Annotated in this window: 27 protein-coding genes and 1 other annotated feature; of the genes, 7 read left to right on the top strand and 20 right to left on the bottom strand. The window is 51.0% G+C overall.

What is annotated here, in order from left to right; translation table 11 throughout:
* Positions 1-6 precede the first annotated feature (6 nt).
* Positions 7-1,176, bottom strand: coding sequence for a phage tail sheath protein (locus ACM615_RS12670; RefSeq protein ID WP_113878066.1), 1,170 nt, complete (start codon positions 1,174-1,176; stop codon positions 7-9).
* Between the two features lie 247 nt (positions 1,177-1,423).
* Here ACM615_RS12670 and ACM615_RS12665 point away from each other — a divergent pair, with 247 nt between their 5' ends.
* Positions 1,424-2,200, top strand: coding sequence for a glycosyltransferase family 25 protein (locus ACM615_RS12665; protein WP_431011993.1), 777 nt, complete (start codon positions 1,424-1,426; stop codon positions 2,198-2,200).
* 82 nt (positions 2,201-2,282) lie between these two features.
* Here the strand turns inward: ACM615_RS12665 and ACM615_RS12660 are convergent, their stop codons facing one another.
* The 15 genes from ACM615_RS12660 to ACM615_RS12590 form a co-directional block, all read right to left on the bottom strand.
* Complete coding sequence (locus tag ACM615_RS12660) at positions 2,283-3,686, bottom strand: phage tail protein (protein ID WP_431011992.1); 1,404 nt, start codon at positions 3,684-3,686, stop codon at positions 2,283-2,285.
* An 11-nt stretch (positions 3,687-3,697) separates the two neighbouring features.
* The gene (locus ACM615_RS12655; protein WP_120163553.1) at positions 3,698-4,225 is read right to left on the bottom strand and encodes a phage tail protein I; all 528 of its coding nucleotides are present in this window, start codon (positions 4,223-4,225) and stop codon (positions 3,698-3,700) included.
* On the bottom strand, positions 4,218-5,126 hold the full coding sequence (locus ACM615_RS12650; RefSeq protein WP_431011991.1) for a baseplate assembly protein: 909 nt from the start codon (positions 5,124-5,126) through the stop codon (positions 4,218-4,220). The genes ACM615_RS12655 and ACM615_RS12650 overlap by 8 nt, the downstream gene beginning before the upstream one ends.
* A gap of 5 nt (positions 5,127-5,131) precedes the next feature.
* On the bottom strand, positions 5,132-5,482 hold the full coding sequence (locus ACM615_RS12645) for a GPW/gp25 family protein (protein ID WP_113878068.1): 351 nt from the start codon (positions 5,480-5,482) through the stop codon (positions 5,132-5,134).
* On the bottom strand, positions 5,479-6,120 hold the full coding sequence (locus ACM615_RS12640) for a phage baseplate assembly protein V (RefSeq protein ID WP_113878069.1): 642 nt from the start codon (positions 6,118-6,120) through the stop codon (positions 5,479-5,481). The genes ACM615_RS12645 and ACM615_RS12640 overlap by 4 nt, the downstream gene beginning before the upstream one ends.
* 81 nt (positions 6,121-6,201) lie before the next feature.
* Positions 6,202-6,663 carry a phage tail protein gene (locus ACM615_RS12635; RefSeq protein ID WP_431011990.1) on the bottom strand — a complete coding sequence of 154 codons (462 nt, stop codon included), beginning with the start codon at positions 6,661-6,663 and terminating at the stop codon, positions 6,202-6,204.
* Complete coding sequence (lysC, locus tag ACM615_RS12630; RefSeq protein WP_243701073.1) at positions 6,626-6,868, bottom strand: Rz1-like lysis system protein LysC; 243 nt, start codon at positions 6,866-6,868, stop codon at positions 6,626-6,628. The genes ACM615_RS12635 and lysC overlap by 38 nt, the downstream gene beginning before the upstream one ends.
* The gene (lysB, locus tag ACM615_RS12625; RefSeq protein WP_159282309.1) at positions 6,756-7,184 is read right to left on the bottom strand and encodes an Rz-like lysis system protein LysB; all 429 of its coding nucleotides are present in this window, start codon (positions 7,182-7,184) and stop codon (positions 6,756-6,758) included. Before lysB ends, lysC begins: the two co-directional genes overlap by 113 nt.
* Complete coding sequence (locus ACM615_RS12620) at positions 7,185-7,694, bottom strand: lysozyme (protein WP_431011989.1); 510 nt, start codon at positions 7,692-7,694, stop codon at positions 7,185-7,187.
* A complete protein-coding gene (locus ACM615_RS12615; protein WP_279920059.1) occupies positions 7,675-7,896 on the bottom strand; it encodes an HP1 family phage holin in 222 nt (73 codons plus the stop codon). The genes ACM615_RS12620 and ACM615_RS12615 overlap by 20 nt, the downstream gene beginning before the upstream one ends.
* Positions 7,887-8,090, bottom strand: a complete 204-nt coding sequence (locus tag ACM615_RS12610) for a tail protein X (RefSeq protein WP_112290612.1) — start codon at positions 8,088-8,090, stop codon at positions 7,887-7,889. The genes ACM615_RS12615 and ACM615_RS12610 overlap by 10 nt, the downstream gene beginning before the upstream one ends.
* Before the next feature lie 211 nt (positions 8,091-8,301).
* Entirely contained in the window at positions 8,302-8,496 is a 195-nt protein-coding gene (locus tag ACM615_RS12605; RefSeq protein ID WP_112290611.1) for a hypothetical protein, read from the bottom strand.
* Between the two features lie 75 nt (positions 8,497-8,571).
* A complete protein-coding gene (locus tag ACM615_RS12600; protein ID WP_431011988.1) occupies positions 8,572-10,533 on the bottom strand; it encodes a replication endonuclease in 1,962 nt (653 codons plus the stop codon).
* A 92-nt stretch (positions 10,534-10,625) separates the two neighbouring features.
* Positions 10,626-10,847: a TraR/DksA C4-type zinc finger protein gene (locus ACM615_RS12595; RefSeq protein ID WP_112290608.1), complete on the bottom strand. Its 222-nt coding sequence runs from the start codon at positions 10,845-10,847 to the stop codon at positions 10,626-10,628.
* A complete protein-coding gene (locus ACM615_RS12590) occupies positions 10,847-11,122 on the bottom strand; it encodes a hypothetical protein (protein WP_132965901.1) in 276 nt (91 codons plus the stop codon). Before ACM615_RS12590 ends, ACM615_RS12595 begins: the two co-directional genes overlap by 1 nt.
* A gap of 132 nt (positions 11,123-11,254) precedes the next feature.
* On the opposite strand from ACM615_RS12590, the gene ACM615_RS12585 reads away from it, so the two are divergent.
* The 3 genes from ACM615_RS12585 (at position 11,255) to tyrA (ending at position 14,341) form a co-directional block, all read left to right on the top strand.
* On the top strand, positions 11,255-11,845 hold the full coding sequence (locus ACM615_RS12585) for a phage repressor protein CI (RefSeq protein ID WP_112290605.1): 591 nt from the start codon (positions 11,255-11,257) through the stop codon (positions 11,843-11,845).
* 291 nt (positions 11,846-12,136) lie between these two features.
* Entirely contained in the window at positions 12,137-13,213 is a 1,077-nt protein-coding gene (locus ACM615_RS12580; RefSeq protein ID WP_112290603.1) for a 3-deoxy-7-phosphoheptulonate synthase, read from the top strand.
* Positions 13,214-13,219: 6 nt separating this feature from the next.
* The gene (gene tyrA, locus ACM615_RS12575) at positions 13,220-14,341 is read left to right on the top strand and encodes a bifunctional chorismate mutase/prephenate dehydrogenase (protein WP_129639203.1); all 1,122 of its coding nucleotides are present in this window, start codon (positions 13,220-13,222) and stop codon (positions 14,339-14,341) included.
* A gap of 82 nt (positions 14,342-14,423) precedes the next feature.
* Here the strand turns inward: tyrA and pheA are convergent, their stop codons facing one another.
* From pheA to bamD, 4 genes are all read right to left on the bottom strand, one after another.
* Positions 14,424-15,578, bottom strand: a complete 1,155-nt coding sequence (pheA, locus tag ACM615_RS12570) for a bifunctional chorismate mutase/prephenate dehydratase (protein ID WP_112290600.1) — start codon at positions 15,576-15,578, stop codon at positions 14,424-14,426.
* A 53-nt stretch (positions 15,579-15,631) separates the two neighbouring features.
* Positions 15,632-15,756: a sequence feature (Phe leader region), on the bottom strand.
* The gene (locus tag ACM615_RS12565; RefSeq protein WP_369794779.1) at positions 15,708-15,755 is read right to left on the bottom strand and encodes a hypothetical protein; all 48 of its coding nucleotides are present in this window, start codon (positions 15,753-15,755) and stop codon (positions 15,708-15,710) included. Its footprint overlaps the feature before it by 48 nt.
* 134 nt (positions 15,757-15,890) lie before the next feature.
* A complete protein-coding gene (gene raiA, locus ACM615_RS12560; protein WP_112290598.1) occupies positions 15,891-16,235 on the bottom strand; it encodes a ribosome-associated translation inhibitor RaiA in 345 nt (114 codons plus the stop codon).
* A gap of 316 nt (positions 16,236-16,551) precedes the next feature.
* Positions 16,552-17,286, bottom strand: a complete 735-nt coding sequence (bamD, locus tag ACM615_RS12555; protein WP_112290596.1) for an outer membrane protein assembly factor BamD — start codon at positions 17,284-17,286, stop codon at positions 16,552-16,554.
* A gap of 130 nt (positions 17,287-17,416) precedes the next feature.
* Here bamD and rluD point away from each other — a divergent pair, with 130 nt between their 5' ends.
* The 3 genes from rluD (at position 17,417) to clpB (ending at position 21,835) form a co-directional block, all read left to right on the top strand.
* Positions 17,417-18,394, top strand: coding sequence for a 23S rRNA pseudouridine(1911/1915/1917) synthase RluD (gene rluD, locus ACM615_RS12550; RefSeq protein ID WP_112290595.1), 978 nt, complete (start codon positions 17,417-17,419; stop codon positions 18,392-18,394).
* Entirely contained in the window at positions 18,394-19,131 is a 738-nt protein-coding gene (gene yfiH, locus ACM615_RS12545; RefSeq protein WP_132965905.1) for a purine nucleoside phosphorylase YfiH, read from the top strand. The genes rluD and yfiH overlap by 1 nt, the downstream gene beginning before the upstream one ends.
* A 130-nt stretch (positions 19,132-19,261) precedes the next feature.
* Positions 19,262-21,835: an ATP-dependent chaperone ClpB gene (clpB, locus tag ACM615_RS12540; protein WP_129639200.1), complete on the top strand. Its 2,574-nt coding sequence runs from the start codon at positions 19,262-19,264 to the stop codon at positions 21,833-21,835.
* The last annotated feature ends 334 nt before the right edge of the window (positions 21,836-22,169 follow it).

The following is a 22,169-nucleotide window of genomic DNA, read 5'->3' as shown; positions in this document are numbered from 1 at the left end:
GTCTCCTTAGCTGTTAATGGACGCGGCAAAGTTCACCAGGTAAGAGTCGGTGATACGCTGGCGCAGGGTCAGATCTTCCAGTGGAGGAACCGGGGTGTAGTCGTAATCGATATACAGTTTGCCGGCTTTCAGGGTTTCCGCTGTGTTTGCGGTTTCGTCGTACCAGCAGTCACCGTCAATAATGTAACCCGCTGATTTCATTTCGCGCATTTTGGCTTTGATGCCGTCGATCATGTCGCGAACCAGTGAGGGCGTCATTGGTTTATCGACCGCCCACATATGCGCTTCTGCCATAGTATCGGCCAGCACTTGCGCGGTACGGGTGTAGTTTTCAAACAGGAACAACGTGTCATCGCTGCAGGTACGGTTGCCCCAGAAACGGAAGCCGTCTTTGCGAACCAGCGTGGTGACACAGGCTTCGTTCAGCAGATCGGCGTCAGTGCCGGTCGCCTGCAAATCCCAGAAGACGCTGGCTGAAAGGCCGGTCACCCCGTTCACGCCGACGTTTGACAGCGTTTTATGCCAGCCGGTTTCCTGGTCGATTTTGGCGCGTAAGCCCAGAGCGCGAGCGGTGGCATAAGCGATATCCGACTGGCTGGTGGTGGTATTCCAGTTAACAAAGTCCGGCCAGATCAGCATCAGTTCGCGCTGACTGAAGTTTTCGCGGTATTTAATCGCATCGGAAATCGTTTTTGCGCCATAGACGCCGACATAACCAAAGGCACGCAGTTGCTGGCAAACACCTGCCAGCGCGGTTGCGACTGCCTGATTATCCAGACCAGGAACGCCGAGAATACGTGGTTTAACGCCAAGCTCAGCCTGAGCAGAAAGCAGCGCTTTCATGCCGGTATAACGGCCATTGGCATCAGAACCGCCGATGATATTGCTGGTGGTCTCAGCCTCATCTTCGCCCGTGGCAACACGCACCACGACCGTGACCGGTTTACACTGGTCAGCAATCGCCAGAAGCGCTGAGCGCAACGTGCCGCTGGTGCCTGCTTTACCGCTGGCGGCCAGAACATCAGTGATCAGGACCGGAGTATTCAAAGGAAAAACGGTCGCATCCGCATCTTCTGCGGTACAAACCATGCCGATAATTGCTGTGGAAACGGTAGAAATAACGCGGGTGCCGTCGTTGATTTCAACAACACGTACGCCGTGATGATAATCAGCCATCAGGTTGACTCTCTCTGTTGTGGGTGGTGAAGCAAGGATGCCGGTTTGCAACAGAAAGCGCATTTCATCAGGGGCGTGGGGGCGGTGGCACAACAGAGGTTAGAAAACTACATTCCGCGTGTTTACTTCTTTACGCTTGTAATTGATGAAAATTAAATTCAAAATTGAAGGGAGATAAAATTCTATGATGCTTCTGGGAATTTATGTTCGGAAAACTGAAATGCAACGTTAATAAAAGGTTTTTTAAGTGAAAATATACATTATCAACCTGAAACGTTCGGTTGAACGAAGGTTAGCAATTACAACCCAGTGTGACGCATTGGGTTTAGATTATGAGGTGATTGAAGCTGTCGATGGACGTATTTTTTCTCCTGAAGAATTAAAGTTGCATACCGCTGAAATCAACTATGCATATCGTCCAGGAGAGATCGGGTGTGCTTTAAGTCATCTTCGCATATATGAGAAAATAGTAACGGACAACCTGAGTGCTGCCTTGGTTCTGGAAGATGACGCATTATTATCGACAAATCTTAGCTCTATAATAGAAGCAGTGATTTCACTTAATAATGCATCATGCCCTATGGTTACCCTTCTAACCCCTGTGAACAGACTTATCGATAAGCCTATGGCGTTAGGCGTTTATGGGGCAAAAATCTATCCTGTCTATCATGCCACTACTTCCCATGGCTATATAATAAATAATTTTGCTGCCAAAAACTTGTTGGAAAATTTATATCCGGTTTGGATAACTGCAGATAAATGGGCAGTGTTTGAGGATTATTCATTTATTAAAGTTCAGGCTGTATTCCCACCTCCGGTCACACTGGCAGAGGAAGCATTGGTTTCAACAATCGTCGAAGATGTTGATACTCAGATTTTTAAAAATGAACGGCAGCAAGCCTGGCAAAAAATTATGCGTAGACGCCCATTTAAAGTTAAATTAAAAAGTCGTCTCAAACGCATTTTTTTGCCAATTTTCTATAAAATAATCACAGTAAAAAATCTTAAGGGCAATCGGTTGTAATTTATAAGTTCGTGGATTGTTTTTTAATTCAATCCACGATGAGCTAACTAATATTCCATCTGAATAAAGTTCTTCACTAGTTTTATGCCATTCTGACAATGTAATTCATTGCAATGTTTTTAACGGTATTTTCTACGCCCCCTGTAGCATTCACAGTTATTCCGTGACTATGTGATCCAATAACCATTGTATGATTATGTGCACCAATATCAGTATAATGATTATGTGCCCCTATACTAACAGTATGGGCGTGATTGCCATCGGATGATGTGACAGCTTCTGCCCCTGTATTGGTTCCTCCTTTGGCCCACGCTGCATTAACCAGGCTAGTTGGCCGGGTACCATAAATAACGGCTCCATCTTGGTTGCCAGGTATACGAATACCATTACCATGCTGGTGATTTCCCTGCGCATCCGTGCCTCTGTTTCCATAATCGAAACTTGAGCTATCTCTGCGCCCATAGTCAAATGTAGATGTGGCTTTAGTACCGAGGTCAGTATTAGAAATAGATGCGCTATGCGTATGTGTCTTAATGCCATCTTGTTCGAATGAAAGTATTGTACGGTTACTGGTTGGTTTACCTTTTATAATCCACCCTCGCATATCTGGAATAATACCCGAAGGATAAGCAAGAGCAAGTTTTGGATATGCGTTTTTATCAAACGCCTGGCCAATCATTAATGCAAAACCATCCGGAATAATATCTGATGGCCAGGGAATAGGTGCACCAACGGGATATTCGCTTCCAACAATATTTTTGATATTAGAGGTTGTAAGTTCGATATCCGCCGTACCATCAAACGCCACTCCTGCTATTTTCCTTGCCGTCGCCAGCTTAGTCGCTGCAACAGCTGTTCCGCCGGAGGGTAAGCGCCCGTTTGCATTATCATTCGCAGCTTTCACCGCTTTTGGCGTTGCCGCCAGAACTTCGCTGGTACTGCCCACCGCGCTGCTCAGCTGCACAAAACCTTTCGCGGTTAGCGTACCGTCTGGGTGACGTCGTGAGGCTTCATGCTCAGCCAGCAGATTATTGACGTATTCTTCGGTTGCAATAATCAGTGTGTCGTCGATGGTCAGACTAACTGCATCAGTATCTGTGACGGTGATGATCATGCGCAGGGTTTGTGTCCGGCCAGAACCTTCATCGAGTGTGGGTTTATAAGTATCGGCCATATTACTGACCGCAATCAGGGTGCCGTCTGCAGCATAAAGGCCCATCTCACGCATCCAGAAACCGCCGACTTCTGCCGGGATAATGGCTTCGGCAATAATCCAGTTGGCATTTTTATTGTCGATTTTGATGGAGTTCAGCTTCAGACGGTAGGTTTCATGGACCAGTGCCGTCTGACTCACAGAGGGCTCAGTCGCGTTGCCATTACCATCACCGACGGCCAGATGGGTAATATTGACGTCTTTTCCGCTTTCGATGGCTGACGCAATGCGCGCCTGCCCAAGCGTGGTGACGACGGATTTAAATTTGCTCATAAGATTCCTTATCAGTCCGGATAAACAGTGAGTATTTCTGCGTCATACATTGCCGCGGCGAGATAGACGGTGCCGGGAATGTCCTGAGTAATCGTCAGTCCGATCAGATGACGGCTGGCGGGTTTCGCATCATCAATCAGGCGCTCCATTTCTTCGTACATGGCTTCGTCAATCCCGGAATCGAGAACACCGATGTCGAGTTTGAACGTGCCAGGCGGGTCATTGGTTTCCCACCATTCGGTGACGTTAATGACATAACCGAGAGGCTCGACCACGCGTTTGATGGCGCTGATGGTGCCTTTATGCTGATGAATGAACCAGGCAGACTGAATCACGCTGCGTTTTGTCGCCGTTGGCCATTCGCTGTCCCAGCGGTCAACAGAAAGTGCCCATGCCAGATAAGGTAAAAATTTGGCGGGGCAGGTCTGCGGGTTCCATAATGTTTTTAGCGGAACATTCACACGAGCCAGTTCAGCGCAGGCTTCTGCGGCTGCCAGTTCCAGCGCGGAAGAACCACTGGGCAGCAACCTGTTACTCATCGGAGCCTCCGACGGTAATCACGTAATTTGTGCAGTAAGAGGCTTGTGTGCTGTCGAGCACAATGTCAGCGGCGGGTTTAGCAAGCTCCACACGCTGGACACCTTCGACATGCAGCGCCGCATAGATGGCTGAAAGTCGGATATCGCGTCCCAGGCGATGCTGATCGCTGATGTAAGATTTTAGCTTTTCTTCGGCGGCCAGAATGATAGGTTCAGATTCTGGCCCCGGAAACAGGTAGAGCGTGGCATCAATCTCATAGGGGACGACACTGGCAGACTGAACCAGAACACGGTCGGCAACAGGCCGGACATTTTCGTCGTTCAGTGCGATACGAACTTTCGTTAACAGGTCTTCCGGAGCGATACCATCGGCTTCACGCGACAGTACAGAAATGGTGACATTCGCTGGAGACGGGCTGATAACCGAGATGTCCGCCACCCGGCCATCGGCAGACAAACCGTGGAACTCGTATGACCCGGACGGACCGGCAACGCTCATTCCTTCAAAGGCCTGCGGAATTCGGGTGCGGAAATCTGCATCACTTTCCATGACAGCGGCGACTGGCGGAACTTTGGTGTTATCAGCAGGCGTCAGCACCAGTCGTTGTACGCCATTGTTCGCCGCCAGCTGATCCAGATCGCTGCCTGTCGCATACGCCACCATAACCGCGCGGGCGGATTCGTTAACTCGCTGGCGCAGGATCAGTTCGCGGTAAGCGTTCTCCTGCAACAGCTTGACCAGCGGTTCGGATTCCAGCGTCAGTGTCCGGCTGATGGCTTCCTGCTGGTCGGCGGGATAGAGCGAAATCAGCGTCGTTTTACGTTCTTCAAGCAGGGTTTCATAATCCAGTTGTTCGACCACATCGGGGGCCGGTAACTGGCTCAAATCGATCGTTGCCATAAGTGTCAGCTCACAGGAATATTCAGGGAAAAATCCGTCGCCGTATCGTTACGGCTTCCGGTCAGTTCAATCACCATCTTGCCGTCGTAGCCGGTGTCAAAAGTGATAGCAGTCAGTGAAACGCGGGGTTCCCACTGCAACAGGGCGGTGTAACACACGGCCATCATCTGTAGCCGCAGGGCGCCGTTTTGCGGCTGGTCAATCAGCTCCGAAAGCAGCGAGCCGTAATTGCGGCGCATTACTCTTGAGCCCACCGGCGTATTCAAAATATCGCTGACGGACTGGCGAATATGGTCGAGATCTTCGATAGCCAGACCGTTATTTCTGTCCATCCCCAGGTATTTCGGATTTTTCATTGCGGGCCTCCTGTCTGACCGCCACCGGTCTGAACACCGCTGTGGCGATGGGTATGCACAACGATGCCGTTGGATGTCAGGCTGCCGCCGTTATGGATTAAGTTGCCGGTCAGCGTGCCACCTTGTTTCACTTCAAGGGACCCGGTGGTCAGCTTGCTTGTGCAAACTACTTCCGGCGTGTCCAGCGTGATGCGGGTGCTGGCGGTGCAGCGGATTTCGGGTGCTGTTACCTCCACTTTCTGCGATGCGTTGATGACTGCGGTTTTAATTCCCGTCACTTTTAAAGCGCTTTGTGCCGGTTCGTATTCAAAAATGGCGCCGTCCGGGAAGGCCAGATGAAGGGCATCTGGCGAAGCCGATGGCGCGGGTGAGGCATCGGAGAAAACGGCGGGTAAGACGAACGCCGTATTCAGTTCGCCGCCCATCGAGAGCAGCAAAACCTGCTCGCCGACGGAAGGCGCCCACCAGCTGCGCGTGCGGCCAGCGCGGTGCGTCATCCACGGCAGCCAGGCCGTTACGTTGCTGCCCGTCGCGACGCGGCAACGTGCATTGGCCAGATCCAGTTCTGAGACGTTGCCGATGCGCACCAGATTGCCAATCAGCCGCATTATGTCGTTGAGTTGAAGAGTCGTATTCATGGGATAAAGGATGCCGTTTCAGAGGGTTGAGCGACAACCGGTGACCGTTCGTCAGCGGCTGACACAACAAGGTTTACCGTGTCACACCGTCCAGCTGCTGATCAGTTCTCCGTTGAGATAAACCTCACGCGGCAGCGTCACGTTTTCCGGCAATGGGGGTTCAGGCAGATGCGTGATGGTGCGGACATCCTCTGAATCTGAAACCTGCACGCGCTCAGTCAGTTGCAGCGTCAGGACCAGACTGTTCGCCTGCTGAGTGAAAGTGAAATCACTCAGCCGTTGCGCCGCGTTGCCGAGGATCTCAGGCTGATTAACCTGCAGCCAGTCGAGGACGGTGACCACGACCATATCGACCAGTGTTTCGCTGATCGCTTCATCCGTAATCGTCACTGTCAGCGGATAGCGATATTCAAAAGACAGCGAAGGTGCCGATGTGGCTACCACGTTGCCGGCGCCGGTAGTCAGGGCCAGTTTTTCCGGTGCGGCAGTAAGCTGAGGGATTTGTTCAGTCAGCCGTTGTTGCAACTGAATCGGTTTTTTCATGTTGTGCCTCCTGACACTTTTTGATGGCTTCGATTTGTAAGCCGCAATCCATCAGCGCAGATTCCAGCTGGAGAATGTCGGCGCTCAGATCTTCATTGGTGACCGGTTTGCTGGCCGGGATCGGGCATGAGCTGACCGCCGGACAGCCAACGTAAATAATCGATGGCGGAGCTGAAGGCGGGACGCTGGTGCAGCCGGCTAACATCAGCAGGCAGCCCGGTATCAGCCCACTGACGGGTTTGCAGATTTTCATGGAGGCTCCTCTGCCTTTGTTTTTCGCGGCTTTGCATCATTTTCCGGGCCGTGCTCAGGTCTTCACGTAACGCCAGCTCAGCCTGCTCGCGCTGGCGCATTTGCTGGTTGAGGTCGGTGATCAGCTGATCCCGTTGCTTCACCTGAGCCGCCAGGGCATCGCGTTGCAGACTGGCGTTGTTGAGGTCGTGCTGTAATGAACGGTTGGAAAGCAACAGGATGGCGATCAGCAATACCATCCCGGCCAGAAGGGCCGGTAACAGGCGCATTCAGACCCCTTTCAGGCAGACGGCACGCTCGGCATTACGCCTGCGTTCCAGTCCGCGATTACGTTCACCATTAACGAAAACCCAGCGCAGGAGCTGATCACAAGCTTTCTGCCACTGCTGCTGGTTGATGAAAAATGCCAGCGTGGATTGACAGGCTGCACCGGTACCAACGTTAAAACTGAATGACACGACGGCATCAAAAACCGGCTGTGGCATGGTTACCGGCATACATTTTTTAATGGCACGCTCGGTCTGCTGAATATCTGCCAGCAGGTTTTCAGCGGCCTGATGTTCGGTAATGGTTTGTGCCGGTTTAACTCCTGCCGTGTGGCCGATGCCGCTGGTCCATACACCGGCACTGCACTGGTAGGGCTGCAACTGACAGCCTTCAAAATCGGTGATAAGCCGCAATCCTTCTGCCGACACCTGCAGTGACAGATAGCCCGGCAATACCGCCATCAGCCCTAACACGACGGCAGCACTACAGCGTTTAAGAGTTGAGGTTTTCATAGGTGTCTTTGCGCAGGCCGCTGCGTGCCAGCAACTGATAGCTTTTGCGCCGGTAATACCAGTTGATCAGAAACGTACCGACCCCGACACCAGAGCCGACCAGAAAGGCGACGTCCTGCGATGTCAGGCTGGCGAGCCAGGTCAGTGAGGTGGCAATAAAATAGGCGCAGCCTGAACTGATGCGCTCAGTACTCAGTCCCATAATTTGATCGCCTCCTGAACCGGTTGTTCTGCAATGTCCGGTAAATCAACGGCCGTACCGTGAGGCAATAACGGGCCTAAATCGGCGATGCCTTTATTGGCGGCAAAGACTTTTTCGACGACCGCAGCCGTACGGTTGTAATAACGCCAGCATAGGGAATCGAGGGTGTCGCCCTGTTGTGCATAGACTTTCATGGGTTTTCTCCGCGAGTGAGTAGGATCGTCAGTTGATGAGATCAGTCTGCGGAATAGGGCGTGGAGCGGCAATCTGGAAGGGATGTGAAACGACTGGCACAACAGAGAAGCAGATAAATAACACAGGGAGAGGGCGGGGCGCTTAGTCCGGAGGGAAACCGGTCGGGCAAGCGCCAACAATGTTGACAACTACCGCCGCAGGGTCTGGCAATCAGTGAGGGTCGTCAGTACTCCCGTTATAGCAGACTGCGTTCTGGTTCTCGTCAGTCAGCGCCTGACCTGCCAGTTCTGAAATCAGCGACATCATGACCAGAAATTCTTTTGGATTGCATTGGGCTGTCTGCGATATGTCTGCGATCAGTTGTATCCTGGACAACGTTAGCTGTTGTTTAGTCAGGTTTTCCATTTTCTCCCCTCGCCAGATACTGTGTTTATATACAGTATTCTTTAATTGATCTAATACGTCAACACTCAGGGCATTTTAAAATTTATAATTGCTTGAATTTAAGCATGAATTTTTATTGGCACGGTTTTTGTGGTGATTGCCGGTTATATTCGTCGGAGGCGATCCACAGTTATTGACAGAACTCCAAGGTAAGCGAATCTCCGGCATTTCCACAGAACAAGGCCGGTGACGGACAATCCGCCATTGTTCGGTATGTGTCAGGTAAATAAGCGAAGTACCAAGATGCGGCGCGTAAATGCCGATGACTTTATGACGGGGCTCACCCCAGATATTGGTTTCCCCGCTGAGCTGGCGCGCAACGCGAACCGTTTGCTCTTTTCGCGGAATGTGTATGCCGCCCTGTGCCTGAATATAACCGGCAAAATCCCCCTGGTCGGCGGCGCTGCGGACGTCCTCAACGCGTGTATCAAAGCGGCTGCTCAGACTCTGATGTCTGATCCGCCGACATTCACGCCACGCGCCGACGGCAGGAATGCCAATGGCGTGAAATTGTGGGATCCGCCACGTCGATGCCCATGAGGTGACCGCAGTCGCGACATCAGTAAGCAGGCGTCCGGAGTCAAAATCCTTTTCGCCATCAAGCGCATAACCATCAATATTCTTGGAGACGTATTTCGCAATGTAACCCGCCGCACCGCCGCGGTTCAGCGGCTTACAATTAAAACGTGACTCCGCAGCGCCTGGCTCATCCGGATCCTCTTCCAGCGCGTAACGGCGCATTACTTCAGTCACCTTTTGCTGCTGATCCGCTGGTGTGAACAGCATCATGTGCCAGTGCGGGGTGCCGTCGTGATGCGGTTCGACGACGCGCACACCGTACACTTTCAGGTTCCGGTCTTTAAACGTGGTGCGGATTTTTGCCCAAACCGCGACCAGATAACGTTGTGCATCTTTGGGTGTAAACGCGTGCTGATACCATTTCTGGTTAAAAATGGGTGATGATCCGGCGCCAGTCGTTTTCAGCGGATGGTATTTTGAAGGTGTGGTCAGCGTGATAAACAGGCCGCAGTCCCGCTGCTGGTCAGCAACATCTTCGATACCGGCGATCAGCGTCATCAGTTCCATACGGCGAAGTTTAGGGTTGGAAATGCTGGCTAATACGGTCTCCAGCAGGCTCAGTGTTTCCCCTGATTCGACATTTTCGAGCTGGCATTGTTTCAGGTAATTAATGGCGGATAAGCGGCGTGACACCACATCACGGATGGCGTTTTTACTCGCATATGGCGATGTTGCGCGGCTCACATAACCGCAGGCAATCATCAGGGCTTCGCGCCATAAACGTTGTTTTGAACGCAGCTGTTTTTCCCACCATTCACCACTGACCAGACGGGAAATACTGGCGACGGCTGAATGTGCGGTCATACGGCCTTTTTGCCATCTCTGCCAGTAAAGAGGCTGTACGCGACACGAGCGGGCCATCGCGGCGATATGCCCGTAAATCTCGTGCTGCGTGCTGTCTTGCAATAACACGTCGGGTTGATCAGGTCGATTTTGCAGCCAGCGTTCACAGTGATATTCGTAAGCATCTTGCATATGCACTGCCAGCTTGCTGGCCAGCCTTCTCAGGCTGTCATCATTAAGATCAGGCAGGCGGTTAAACATTTCTTCTTCCATGAGGAGCTTTTGCGAGATCTGACGGTTCAGGGTGTTGCGCGCATTCACCTGCTGAATCCGCGGCCACAAACGCTGCGTAAATACTGTCATCAGAAAATGGACCGCCGCGCGGACTCCCTTTGTTTTCAGCAAAAACGCATACCGCTGATGTAAAGGCGTACGCAGACAGCGAGGCAATGCTGCCATCCGGGAAAGGGCTGTTTGCTGGCGCAGGCAGAAATCACGGTTAAGCGGTTTTTCAAGCGGACTGCTGAGCGCCGGTCGCGGGGCATTCCACTCCCATTTCCCTGCGAACAATTGCCCCGCTGCCCGGTTAAAAGCCGGCGGCGGGGAAGGCATTACCCTGCCTCTGTTATCTGACATGTTTATTTCCGAAAATTAGAATACAAAAAACCTTCTGGAAATAAGTTTATTTCCAGCGCAGACACGAAAATTAATAGCATTAATCTGAGGGTTTATACGGGGCGATAATTCTTTCTTTTAATTTCCTCAATTTCCTGGCACTCAATACATCGCTGTACGCCGGGAATGATTTTCCTGCGTGGCTCCGCAATGGGAGTGTCACAATCCACGCAGAAGAAGGCAGACGGCGAAGGCTGCGTGCGGGTAGCCTGCGTAATCTGTGCTTGAAGGATTTTTAACTGATACTCCTGCGATTCATCTATCCAGTCTGCCATCAGTAAAGTTCTCCTTTAAATATCGCCGTGAAATGGCGTAGTGATAATAAGGCCTGTGTTATTTTCATTTGTTCCTCATCATTTAATTGTGAATATGTCAGTAAGGTATGATGACGTTTAAGGCCGGCATGAAAACATAAGGTAAGTTTCCATTTTTCACTGGCCTGATCATAAATAACCTCAACCGGATCCTTACTCTGAGCGAAATAAATTTCTTTCAGATGAGCGATATGGCGCAGTCCGGTCTGGCGCTGCTGCTCTGTTCCTAAAAACATCGCGTCTCCTTATTTCTCCACGACGCCGTAAATTTGGTATCATGGTCGTCAGTCGGTACATTACATAATCAATCTAAGCTTGCATTTGCGAGTTGTCAAGATGATATTTACAGATTCAGGGGTTTTCGCCAGATGCAATTAGATGAACTTGAAGGTGGAAAAGCTGTTCTGACGCGTATGCTTCAGGCTTACGGCTTTAGCATGCAAAAGGAGCTGGGGGATCTGTACGGTTTATCATCTGGAACGATAAGTACCTGGGTAAGAAGAGATTATTTCCCCGGTGATGTGGTCGTGGCCTGTGCGCTGGACACCGGCGTGTCATTACGCTGGCTGGCGACAGGCAAAGGCAACATGCAGGATTCAGCGCTTTCAGGCGCAGCAGCGTCCGGTGACATCCGTCAACTTAAAAAATTGAGATTGCGTGGCGGAGCGCTGGAAGAAGAGGGCGTCTGGTCTGTTGATCCTTCGCTGCTGGATGACTCGCTGACTCAACCGGCTTATGTTGTGAAAGGCCATCACTCGTGGATTATTGATCTGGGCAGTACCCATCCGGGCAATGGCCGCTGGTTGCTGGATATCGATGGTGATCTGGATGTTTACGATGTGGCCCGTATTCCCGGTAACCGACTCAGCGTGACGCGTCAGGAAAGCCATTTCGAGTGTGGCGTGGATGAAGTGACTGCCCTGGGGCAGGTCTTTATTACTCTGGATCGTAACCTTTAAATTTCGTTTCCTCAGCAGCATCCCCGTTGCTGAGGGCATTCCCTGCCTCATTCTCTCTTTACCTTGTCCTGAATTCCCATGACTTCCCTGTTAACCCGTATGTAACAATTACGGTACACCTCTTTGGGTTAAGATTCTCCTTATGTAAATATAACTTTCCATTGCTTGCTTGGTTACGTTGTATTGGTAATTTTATGTTTACAAGTAAGGCTTGATAAGTTTACGTGCTGTGTTAATGTTGTCCGCAGATGCCTCTGTGGCAGCCCATTTTCCTTATAGCGGAACACGATCATGCAAAAAGACGCCCTGAATAATGTTCACATCACTGCTGAACAAATCCTTATCACTCCTGAAGAGTTGAAAAATCGTTTTCCTTTAAGCATCAGCGACGAAAACAGTATTTCCGAAGCACGTAAAACCATCGCCGATATCGTGCATGGACGTGATCCTCGCCTTCTGGTGGTGTGTGGCCCTTGTTCAATTCATGACGTTGATGCCGCGCTCGATTACGCACGCCATCTGAAAACACTGGCGGCTGAGCTGAGCGATCGTTTGTACATCGTGATGCGCGTTTACTTTGAAAAACCACGTACCACTGTCGGCTGGAAAGGGTTGATTAACGATCCACACATGGACGGTACGTTTGATGTGGAAGCAGGGCTGCATATTGCCCGTGATTTGCTGCTGCAACTGGTCGGCATGGGTTTACCGCTGGCAACTGAAGCGCTGGATCCAAACAGTCCGCAATACTTAGGCGATCTGTTCAGCTGGTCAGCAATCGGTGCGCGTACCACGGAATCTCAGACACACCGTGAAATGGCGTCTGGTCTGTCAATGCCGGTTGGCTTCAAGAACGGCACCGACGGCAGCCTGGGCACGGCGATCAACGCCATGCGTGCAGCTGAGATGGCGCACCGTTTTGTGGGCATTAATCAGGCCGGGCAAGTTTGCCTGTTGCAGACTCAGGGCAACCCGGACGGGCATGTGATTTTACGCGGCGGTAAGACACCAAATTACAGCGAGCAGGACGTTCAGGCTTGTGAAAAACAGATGACCGACGCGGGACTCCGTCCTTCCTTGATGATAGATTGCAGTCACGGTAACTCAAACAAAGACTATCGTCGCCAGCCTGTTGTGGCTCAGTCCGTCATCGACCAGATTAAAGCCGGTAACCGCTCTATCACGGGGCTGATGCTGGAAAGTCATCTGAACGAAGGCAGCCAGTCTTCTGAACAACCGCGTTCAGCCATGAAATACGGTGTGTCTGTTACTGATGCCTGTATCAACTGGGAAACGACTGAAGACCTGCTGCGTACCATGCATCAGGAACTGGGTGATGCGCTGGCGGCACGAATCGCAGGAGAGTAAGTTTTTATGGTGGCAGAACTTAACGCGTTGCGCGATCAGATCGACGACGTTGATAAAGCGTTGTTAGATCTCTTATCACGGCGTCTTGCGCTGGTGGCGGAAGTCGGTGAAGTCAAAAGCCGTTATGGTTTGCCGATTTATGTGCCTGAACGTGAAGCAGCGATGCTGGCTTCACGTCGTCAGGAAGCGCAAAACCTCGGTGTTCCGCCGGATCTGATTGAAGATGTATTGCGCCGCGTGATGCGTGAGTCCTACTCAAGCGAAAACGATAAAGGCTTCAAGACGCTGCATCCGGCACTGCGTCCGGTGGTGATTATCGGCGGGAACGGGCAGATGGGGCGTTTGTTCACCCGTTTGCTGGAGCTTTCCGGTTATCAGGTGAAAGTGCTGGAGCAGGAAGACTGGCCGCAGGCAGAAACATTGCTGGCGGATGCCGGAATGGTCATCGTCAGTGTACCGATCCATCTGACCGAAGAAGTGATTGCACGTCTGCCGAAACTTCCTGATGACTGTATTCTGGTGGATCTGGCGTCGGTGAAAAACCGTCCGCTGCAGGCAATGCTGGCAGTGCATGAAGGCCCGGTACTTGGCCTGCATCCGATGTTCGGTCCGGATGTCAGCAGCCTGGCTAAACAGGTGGTGGTGTATTGCGATGGCCGCGAACCTCAGGCATATCAGTGGCTGCTTGAACAGTTGCAGGTCTGGGGCGCACGGTTGCATAAAATCAGCGCCGTCGAACATGATCAGAATATGGCGTTTATTCAGGCATTGCGCCACTTCGCGACCTTTGCGTATGGTCTGCATTTGTCAGAAGAGAATGTGCAGATCGAGCAATTGCTTTCACTGTCTTCACCGATTTACCGCCTCGAACTGGCGATGGTCGGGCGACTGTTTGCGCAGGATCCGCAGCTTTATGCTGACATTATTATGTCGTCAGAAAGCAATCTGGCGCTGATCAAACGATACTATCAGCGTTTTGGTGATGCGCTTGCTCTGCTTGAAAGCGGCGATAAACAGGCGTTTATCGACAAATTCAGAAAGGTTGAGCACTGGTTTGGCGATTATGCGCCACGCTTCCTGAAAGAAAGTGGTGCGCTGCTGAGACAGGCTAACGACAACCGTAAGTAAGTTGTCCTGAAATGAAAAAAGGGCGCTGCCATTGTGTGCAGCGCCCTTTTTGTTTGCGGTAAATTACAGGTTGTTTGTGAAATTATAAATCAACAGAGACGACGTTCTCGCTTGGATAACAGCCGAGCACTTTCAGCGAACGGGTGATCGGAGCCAGATCCTTCAGCGCCTTTTTCATCTCTTCAGAACGCAAGTTGGCCTGCACATCGATATAAAACATCTCTTCCCATGGATTGCCGTTAATCGGGCGAGATTCCAGTTTGGTCATGATGATGCCCTGATCGCGCAGCACCAGCAGCGCATTCACCAGCGCACCTGCCTGCTGGCCGGTCGCCATAATCAGCGTGGTTTTTGCCGGAACCTGATCTGTGACTTCAATTGCCTTGCGTGCCAGGATAATGAAGCGGGTAATGTTTTCCTGCTGGTTCGCCAGATTATGTTCAAGCACCTGCAGTTTATATAACGCACCACCGGCTTCGCTGCCGAGCGCTGCCACGTGTGGAGAATTGGCCGCGGCCACTTTTTCCATCGCCGCCGCAGTGCTTTCGCAGTATTCAATTTTCCAGTGAGGGAAGCGGTTGATGAACTGACTGCATTGCTGGAAAGGCTGAGGATGGCTGTAAACCGTCTGGATCTGCGACAAATCCGTGTCGGTCGCGACCAGTACGCAATGATTGATAGGATTGGTCAGCTCACCCACAATCGACAGGCTGGTGTGTTGCAGCAGGTCATAAACGTCATTGATTGAACCGGAGCTGGTATTTTCAATCGGCAATACGGCGTAATCGGCCTGACCGGTTTCTACCTGAGAGAAGATATCCTGGAATTTCTGGCAGCCACATTCGATGAACTGGTCGAAATGGCGGGCGGCAAACTGGCGTGCGGCAAGATGTGAATAAGAACCTTTCGGGCCGAGGAAAGCGATACGGGCGGAATCAGAAGGGGTTTTATTCAGATGTTGCTGGAGCAGAGCCTGCTGGGTCAGAACGGAATCTTCAATGATCAGCTGATACACGCGGGTGATGTAATGACCGTCCAGCCCCTGTTTTTTCCCTTCCTGAATCAGTGCGTTAATCAGTTCAATTTCACGTTCTTTGTCGCGGATCGGGCGGTGAGAGTGCATTTTGGATTGCGCGACTTCTATCGCCATCGTGCGTCGTTCTGCCAGCAGAGCCAGCAGTTTCAGGTCTAATGCGCTGATGCGTTCGCGCAGTGCCAGTAATGAGTTCTCGGTCATGTTGTTACCCTTTTTGATGTTCTTTCTTTCAGCAAAATGTGTAAAACGCAGGCATAAAAAAAGCCCCCTTTTCAGGAGGCTTTGTTGTTCGTCTTCGCATTCATTCTTTCGCGACGAAACGCCTCCCAATCAGGGGAAGGTAAAAAAGAATGCGAAGAAAAACAGACGGGTATTCATGTGAGCGTTGTTTCCATAAGTTTGAGCAGAGTCTTAAAGTAACCGCTGGCTTTTCCCTGTGTCAATAAGATTTCCTCAGGACACAAAAAACGCGCTCCTGAGAGCGCGCTGTGAACTGCCTTTCCGATAAGCCGGTTATTCCTCTTCTTCCTGCACCGGTTCCAGATTGAGTTCTTTGACGCCAGATTCTGCACGGCGGGCTTCACCCTTGTGCTGCGCTTTGTTGAGCTGACGCTCAAGCTTGGCGGTCATGTCGTTAATCGCAGCGTACATATCATCGTGCGTAGCACTGGCAACCAGTTTCCCGTTTGGTGTACTGATGGTCGCATCGGCGACAAATCCCTGAGGTTCTTTCGACAGGATTATATGCGGGTTAATGAGCTGAGTTTGCCATTTATCCAGTTTTTTCAGACGGCCTTCGATGTGTTCACGAATCGCGGCGGTGATGTCCATTTGTTTACTGGTAATGTTGACTGTCATATGACTTACCTCTCTTATTTCCGTCTCCGATGAATCCAACATACCAGCCTTTTTTATGAAATGCCTGTCCAAAACCACGGTTTTTTGTCACTTTTTGTCAACTTTGGCGTTTATGTGACCCAGGGTAATTAATGGCGGGAAAGGCCTTGAGACTTCACTGAGGAGCAGGCATGATTGATAGGATCAGTGCATTATCTTCTGCGTTTTTTAACCTGTTTTTTCGTTCATCACGTTCACTCTTCTCTGACTTTTCCCGAATTAAAGCCAAAAAAAACGGCAGCCTGAGCTACCGTTTGTGTGTACGGACATTTTAAAATTATGCTGCGTTATTGGCCGCAATAATTTTCGCAACTTTATCAGCCTGGTTGTTCAGCTGCAGTTCACGATAGGCACTTTCCATCAACGGTAGCGCGTCATGCGTCGCTTTCGTATCCGGGTAATCTTTCAGCATTTGCTCAACACGGTTAACAACAGCGACGTAAGCACCGCGTTTAGTGTAGTATTGCACCACTGACAGCTCGTATTTCGCCAAACGATCTTTCAGGAATACCAAACGTTTAGTCGCATCAGTGGCGTACTGGCTGTTTGGATACGTGTGGATCAACTGGCTGAAATCGCGGAATGCTGCACGCGCATGCTGCGGATCACGGTCTGAACGATCAACACCGAAGAATCCTTGCAGCGCACTGTCATCCAACGCCATATCCGTTAAACCACGCATATACATGACGTAGTCGATGTTTGGATGGGTTGGGTTCAGGCGCATAAAGCGATCAATAGAAGCCTGAGCCATTGGCAAGTCAGCAGACTTGTAATAGGCATAAATCAGATCTAACTGAACTTGCTGCGAGTAAGGCCCAAACGGATAGCGGTTATCCAGCGCTTCTAATTGCGCAATCGCGCCTTTAAAGTTACCGTCCTGCAGCTTTTGCTGGGCAGTGGCATAAAGGACGTTAGGCGGGTTATCGGGAACCGTTTCTTTGGAACTGGAGCAACCGACCAGCGCCAGGCTCAACGTGGCTGCTGCCACCAGATATTTCACACGCGTCATGACGTTTTGATTATCCTCAGGTGTTATTCTGGGAGACTGTCCGTTAAGCTCCCGACAAAGACCAGCTACAATAGCACATTATTTTAAACGGCATCGCCGTGAAAACCCAACGTTAACCAAGAAGCTGCATATGGCACAACAAGTACAACTCACCGCAACGGTGGCCGAATCTCAACTCGGTCAACGGTTAGATCAGGCTTTGGCCGAATTGTTCCCTGATTATTCAAGATCTCGCATAAAAGATTGGATCCTTGAAGACAGGGTCACGGTCAATGGCAAAAAAGTGACCAAACCAAAAGAAAAAGTGTTGGGTGGCGAGGCTATCGCAATCGATGCGCAAATTGAAGAAGAAGCGCGTTGGCTGCCACAAGATATCGCTTTAGATATCGTGTATGAAGATAACGATATTTTAGTCATCAATAAACCCCGCGATCTGGTTGTTCATCCGGGTGCAGGGAATCCTGATGGCACGGTACTTAATGCATTGCTGCATTATTACCCGGCAATCATTGATGTTCCGCGCTGCGGCATTGTTCACCGTCTCGATAAAGACACCACGGGTCTGATGGTCGTCGCGAAATCAGTTCCTGCGCAAACGCATCTGGTCACTGCACTTCAGGCGCGTGAAATCACCCGCGAATATGAAGCAGTCGCTATTGGTACAATGACGGCAGGCGGCACAGTGAATGAGCCGATTGCGCGCCATTCCACCAAGCGTACGCACATGGCGGTTCATCCGACCGGCAAACCGGCGACCACACACTATCGCATTATGGAGCATTTCCGTGCTCATACGCGTCTGCGTCTGCGTCTGGAATCCGGCCGTACGCATCAGATCCGCGTACATATGGCACATATTAACCATCCTCTGTTGGGTGATCAGCTTTATGGTGGCCGTCCGCGTCTGCCAAAAGGTGCTTCCGAAGCATTTATCAATATGCTGCGTAGCTTTGATCGTCAGGCTCTTCATGCGACCATGCTGCGTCTTTATCATCCGGTAACCGGTATTCAGATGGAATGGCATGCGCCACTTCCGCAGGATATGGTTGACCTGATCAATGCGCTTAAAGCGGATACCGAAGAGTTCAAGGACCAGATGAACTGGTAATGAGCCTGCTTATCCAGCCTCAGTGGCCGCAACCGGCATCGGTGCGGTCATGTGCGACAACCCGCAAAGGAGGCGTCAGTCTGCCTCCTTACGGTTCGCTTAACCTCGGCAGTCATGTCGGGGATTCTCCTGAGCATGTTGCGCTGAACCGCCAGCGGTTGATTGAACTTGGCGGTCTGCCTGATTCGCCACACTGGCTTGAGCAGGTTCATGGCACCGACGTGCTTCGTTTATCATCGCAAACTCCCCTTATTCCGACACAGATTGCCGATGCGGCCTATACCCGCGAGCCAGGCGTTGTCTGTGCAGCAATGACAGCCGATTGTTTACCGGTTCTGTTTTGCAGTAAAAACGGCGATGAAGTGGCTGCAGCACATGCGGGCTGGCGTGGTTTGTGTGCAGGCGTGTTGGAAAATACGGTTGCCTGCTTTGAGGCTGCTCCTGCAGAAATCATGGCGTGGATGGGACCGGCAATTGGTCCTGCGCATTTTGAAGTCGGCGGAGAAGTGCGTGACGCCTTTTTGGCGGAGAACAGTAATGCATCCGTTGCTTTTACCCCAGCGGGCACCAAATTTATGGCCGACATTTACCTCTTAGCCAGATTGCGTTTACAGGCCGCTGGTCTCACCGCTATTTATGGCGGCGAGTATTGCACTGTGACCGACAGCACCACATTTTACTCTTACCGGCGCGACGGAATTACCGGACGGCTGGCAAGTTTAATTTGGCTGATATAACCTATCGAATCAAGACGATCCATCGCGCATAGCAGCAGTCCTCCTAATATACTGCCAAGATAACCTTGAAAACGTGAGGGTTGACCTCATCTAATCTCCAGTAGCAATTTTGTTCAGTATTGGAGGTGTTATGCGTCTGGATCGTCTTACCAGCAAATTCCAGCTTGCCCTCGCGGATGCTCAGTCACTCGCGCTCGGGCGCGACAATCAATTTATCGAACCTGTTCACCTGATGAGCGCTTTGCTTACTCAGGAAGGTGGGACCGTTCGTCCTTTATTAACTGCGGCTGGGGTAGATACCCAGAAACTGCGCACGGACGTTGATCAGGCTTTGGGGCGTTTGCCGCAAGTTGAAGGTACCGGTGGGGATGTTCAACCATCCAATGAACTGGTACGTGTTTTAAATCTTTGTGACAAATTGGCACAGCAGCGTGCTGATACCTTTATTTCTTCAGAACTGTTTGTTCTGGCTGTGATGAAAGACCGCGGCTCTTTAACGGATGTGTTAAAAGCCTGCGGCGCAACTGCCGAGAAAATTACTGCGGCTATCGATCAAATGCGTGGAGGTGAGAAAGTGGATGACCAGAATGCCGAAGACCAACGTCAGGCATTGAAAAAATTCACTATCGATCTGACCGAACGTGCCGAGCAGGGCAAACTGGATCCGGTCATCGGTCGTGATGAAGAAATTCGCCGAACCATTCAGGTTCTGCAACGGCGTACCAAAAATAACCCGGTTCTTATTGGTGAGCCTGGTGTCGGTAAAACCGCGATTGCGGAGGGGCTGGCACAACGCATCATTAATGGTGAAGTGCCGGAAGGCCTGAAAAATAAACGAGTGCTTTCATTAGATATGGGCGCACTGGTGGCTGGCGCAAAATATCGCGGTGAATTTGAAGAACGTCTGAAAGGCGTGCTGAGTGATCTGGCTAAACAGGAAGGCAACGTCATTCTGTTTATCGACGAATTGCATACCATGGTTGGCGCGGGTAAAGCCGATGGCGCGATGGATGCCGGCAATATGCTGAAACCGGCTCTGGCGCGTGGTGAACTTCACTGCGTAGGTGCGACGACATTAAATGAATATCGTCAGTTTATAGAGAAGGATGCGGCGTTAGAGCGTCGTTTCCAGAAAGTGTTTGTTGCCGAGCCTTCTGTTGAAGACACCATCGCTATCTTGCGTGGCCTGAAAGAACGCTACGAGCTGCATCACCATGTCCAGATTACTGACCCGGCTATCGTTGCGGCGGCGACGTTGTCCCACCGTTACATCTCGGATCGTCAGTTACCGGATAAAGCGATCGACCTTATAGATGAAGCGGCATCCAGCATTCGTATGCAGATGGACTCTAAACCGGAGTCTCTGGACCGTCTCGATCGCCGTATTATCCAGCTGAAACTGGAACAGCAGGCGTTGAAGAAAGAGTCTGATGACGCCAGTGTGAAACGTCTGGAGATGCTGGAAACCGAACTGAAACAGAAAGAGCGCGAATATTCTGAGCTGGAAGAAGAGTGGAAAGCCGAAAAAGCTTCCCTGACTGGCACGCAGAATATTAAAGCGGAACTGGAGCAGGCGAAGATCACGCTTGAACAGGCTCGCCGCGTGGGTGACCTGGGACGTATGTCAGAATTGCAGTACGGGAAAATACCGGAACTGGAAAAACAGCTGGCAGCAGCCACTCAGGCGGAAGGTAAAACCATGAAGTTGTTACGCAACCGCGTGACAGATGTGGAAATTGCCGACGTGCTGGCGCGCTGGACCGGTATTCCGGTGGCACGCATGCTGGAAAGCGAACGTGAAAAACTGCTGCGTATGGAAGAAGAGTTGCACAATCGTGTGATTGGTCAGAACGAAGCGGTTGAAGCGGTATCGAATGCGATTCGTCGTAGTCGTGCAGGGTTGTCGGATCCAAACCGCCCGATCGGGTCATTCCTGTTCCTCGGTCCGACCGGTGTGGGTAAAACAGAGCTGTGTAAGGCGCTGGCGACATTCCTGTTTAACAGCGATGACGCGATGGTTCGCATCGATATGTCAGAGTTTATGGAAAAACACTCCGTTTCACGTCTGGTCGGTGCGCCTCCGGGTTATGTCGGTTATGAGGAAGGGGGTTACCTGACCGAAGCGGTTCGTCGTCGTCCTTACTCTGTCATCTTATTAGATGAAGTAGAGAAGGCGCACCCTGATGTCTTCAACATCTTATTACAGGTGCTGGATGACGGTCGCTTAACGGACGGGCAGGGCAGAACGGTCGACTTCCGTAATACGGTGGTCATCATGACCTCTAACCTGGGTTCAGACATTATTCAGCAACACTTTGGCGAGGCCAGCTATGCGCAGATGAAAGAATCGGTCATGGAAGTGGTCACACACAGCTTCCGTCCGGAATTCATCAACCGTATAGATGAAGTTGTCGTGTTCCATCCGCTGGGTCATGCGCATATTAAAAACATCGCTAAGATTCAGCTGGAACGTTTGTATAAACGTTTAGAAGAACACGGCTATACGGCAACGCTCACCGAGGCGGCGCTCGAGTTGCTGGGCAATACTGGATTTGACCCGGTTTATGGCGCGCGTCCGTTGAAACGTGCCATCCAGCAGGAGATTGAAAACCCGCTGGCTCAGCAAATTTTGTCTGGCAAGCTGATACCAGGTAAGCCAATTACTGTCGATGTGGAAAATGATCACATCATCGCAAGACAGTAATTAGGTAATAAGGAAGCTAAAACGGGCTCCGGAGCAATCCGGAGCCCGTTTTTTATGCATTTTTTGTTCATTATTAATTCATTTGATGAATTTATGGGCGGTTGGTGAGAAAAGTGAAATTAGCCCTTGCGGCCTGCTGAGAACTCCCTATAATGCCGCTCCATCGACAGGGAACAACGTGAACAACATCACGAAGTAACCGGGTCGGAAAGATTAAAAACAGCGACAACCGGATGAAATAAACGGTTGACACTGAATGAGGAAAGCGTAATATATGCCACCTCGAGTTAGCAAGCGAAAGCGCGTAACTCACTGCTCTTTAACAATTTATCAG

It is taken from the genome of Rahnella sp. PAMC25617 (genome assembly GCF_050606005.1).
GTDB classification, from domain to species: domain Bacteria; phylum Pseudomonadota; class Gammaproteobacteria; order Enterobacterales; family Enterobacteriaceae; genus Rahnella; species Rahnella variigena.
Note: the sequence above shows the minus strand (reverse complement) of the source record. Positions and strands in the feature narration are given on the sequence as shown.

Excerpts from the sequence above, each read along its gene's own strand:
- ACM615_RS12670 (WP_113878066.1), bottom strand. The coding sequence starts at position 1,176 with ATGGCTGATTATCATCACGGCGTACGTGTTGTTGAAATCAACGACGGC.
- ACM615_RS12660 (WP_431011992.1), bottom strand. The coding sequence starts at position 3,686 with ATGAGCAAATTTAAATCCGTCGTCACCACGCTTGGGCAGGCGCGCATT.
- ACM615_RS12655 (WP_120163553.1), bottom strand. The coding sequence starts at position 4,225 with ATGAGTAACAGGTTGCTGCCCAGTGGTTCTTCCGCGCTGGAACTGGCA.
- ACM615_RS12650 (WP_431011991.1), bottom strand. The coding sequence starts at position 5,126 with ATGGCAACGATCGATTTGAGCCAGTTACCGGCCCCCGATGTGGTCGAA.
- ACM615_RS12645 (WP_113878068.1), bottom strand. The coding sequence starts at position 5,482 with ATGAAAAATCCGAAATACCTGGGGATGGACAGAAATAACGGTCTGGCT.
- ACM615_RS12640 (WP_113878069.1), bottom strand. The coding sequence starts at position 6,120 with ATGAATACGACTCTTCAACTCAACGACATAATGCGGCTGATTGGCAAT.
- ACM615_RS12635 (WP_431011990.1), bottom strand. The coding sequence starts at position 6,663 with ATGAAAAAACCGATTCAGTTGCAACAACGGCTGACTGAACAAATCCCT.
- lysC (WP_243701073.1), bottom strand. The coding sequence starts at position 6,868 with ATGTTAGCCGGCTGCACCAGCGTCCCGCCTTCAGCTCCGCCATCGATT.
- lysB (WP_159282309.1), bottom strand. The coding sequence starts at position 7,184 with ATGCGCCTGTTACCGGCCCTTCTGGCCGGGATGGTATTGCTGATCGCC.
- ACM615_RS12620 (WP_431011989.1), bottom strand. The coding sequence starts at position 7,694 with ATGAAAACCTCAACTCTTAAACGCTGTAGTGCTGCCGTCGTGTTAGGG.
- ACM615_RS12615 (WP_279920059.1), bottom strand. The coding sequence starts at position 7,896 with ATGGGACTGAGTACTGAGCGCATCAGTTCAGGCTGCGCCTATTTTATT.
- ACM615_RS12610 (WP_112290612.1), bottom strand. The coding sequence starts at position 8,090 with ATGAAAGTCTATGCACAACAGGGCGACACCCTCGATTCCCTATGCTGG.
- ACM615_RS12605 (WP_112290611.1), bottom strand. The coding sequence starts at position 8,496 with ATGGAAAACCTGACTAAACAACAGCTAACGTTGTCCAGGATACAACTG.
- ACM615_RS12600 (WP_431011988.1), bottom strand. The coding sequence starts at position 10,533 with ATGTCAGATAACAGAGGCAGGGTAATGCCTTCCCCGCCGCCGGCTTTT.
- ACM615_RS12595 (WP_112290608.1), bottom strand. The coding sequence starts at position 10,847 with ATGGCAGACTGGATAGATGAATCGCAGGAGTATCAGTTAAAAATCCTT.
- ACM615_RS12590 (WP_132965901.1), bottom strand. The coding sequence starts at position 11,122 with ATGTTTTTAGGAACAGAGCAGCAGCGCCAGACCGGACTGCGCCATATC.
- ACM615_RS12585 (WP_112290605.1), top strand. The coding sequence starts at position 11,255 with ATGCAATTAGATGAACTTGAAGGTGGAAAAGCTGTTCTGACGCGTATG.
- ACM615_RS12580 (WP_112290603.1), top strand. The coding sequence starts at position 12,137 with ATGCAAAAAGACGCCCTGAATAATGTTCACATCACTGCTGAACAAATC.
- tyrA (WP_129639203.1), top strand. The coding sequence starts at position 13,220 with ATGGTGGCAGAACTTAACGCGTTGCGCGATCAGATCGACGACGTTGAT.
- pheA (WP_112290600.1), bottom strand. The coding sequence starts at position 15,578 with ATGACCGAGAACTCATTACTGGCACTGCGCGAACGCATCAGCGCATTA.
- raiA (WP_112290598.1), bottom strand. The coding sequence starts at position 16,235 with ATGACAGTCAACATTACCAGTAAACAAATGGACATCACCGCCGCGATT.
- bamD (WP_112290596.1), bottom strand. The coding sequence starts at position 17,286 with ATGACGCGTGTGAAATATCTGGTGGCAGCAGCCACGTTGAGCCTGGCG.
- rluD (WP_112290595.1), top strand. The coding sequence starts at position 17,417 with ATGGCACAACAAGTACAACTCACCGCAACGGTGGCCGAATCTCAACTC.
- yfiH (WP_132965905.1), top strand. The coding sequence starts at position 18,394 with ATGAGCCTGCTTATCCAGCCTCAGTGGCCGCAACCGGCATCGGTGCGG.
- clpB (WP_129639200.1), top strand. The coding sequence starts at position 19,262 with ATGCGTCTGGATCGTCTTACCAGCAAATTCCAGCTTGCCCTCGCGGAT.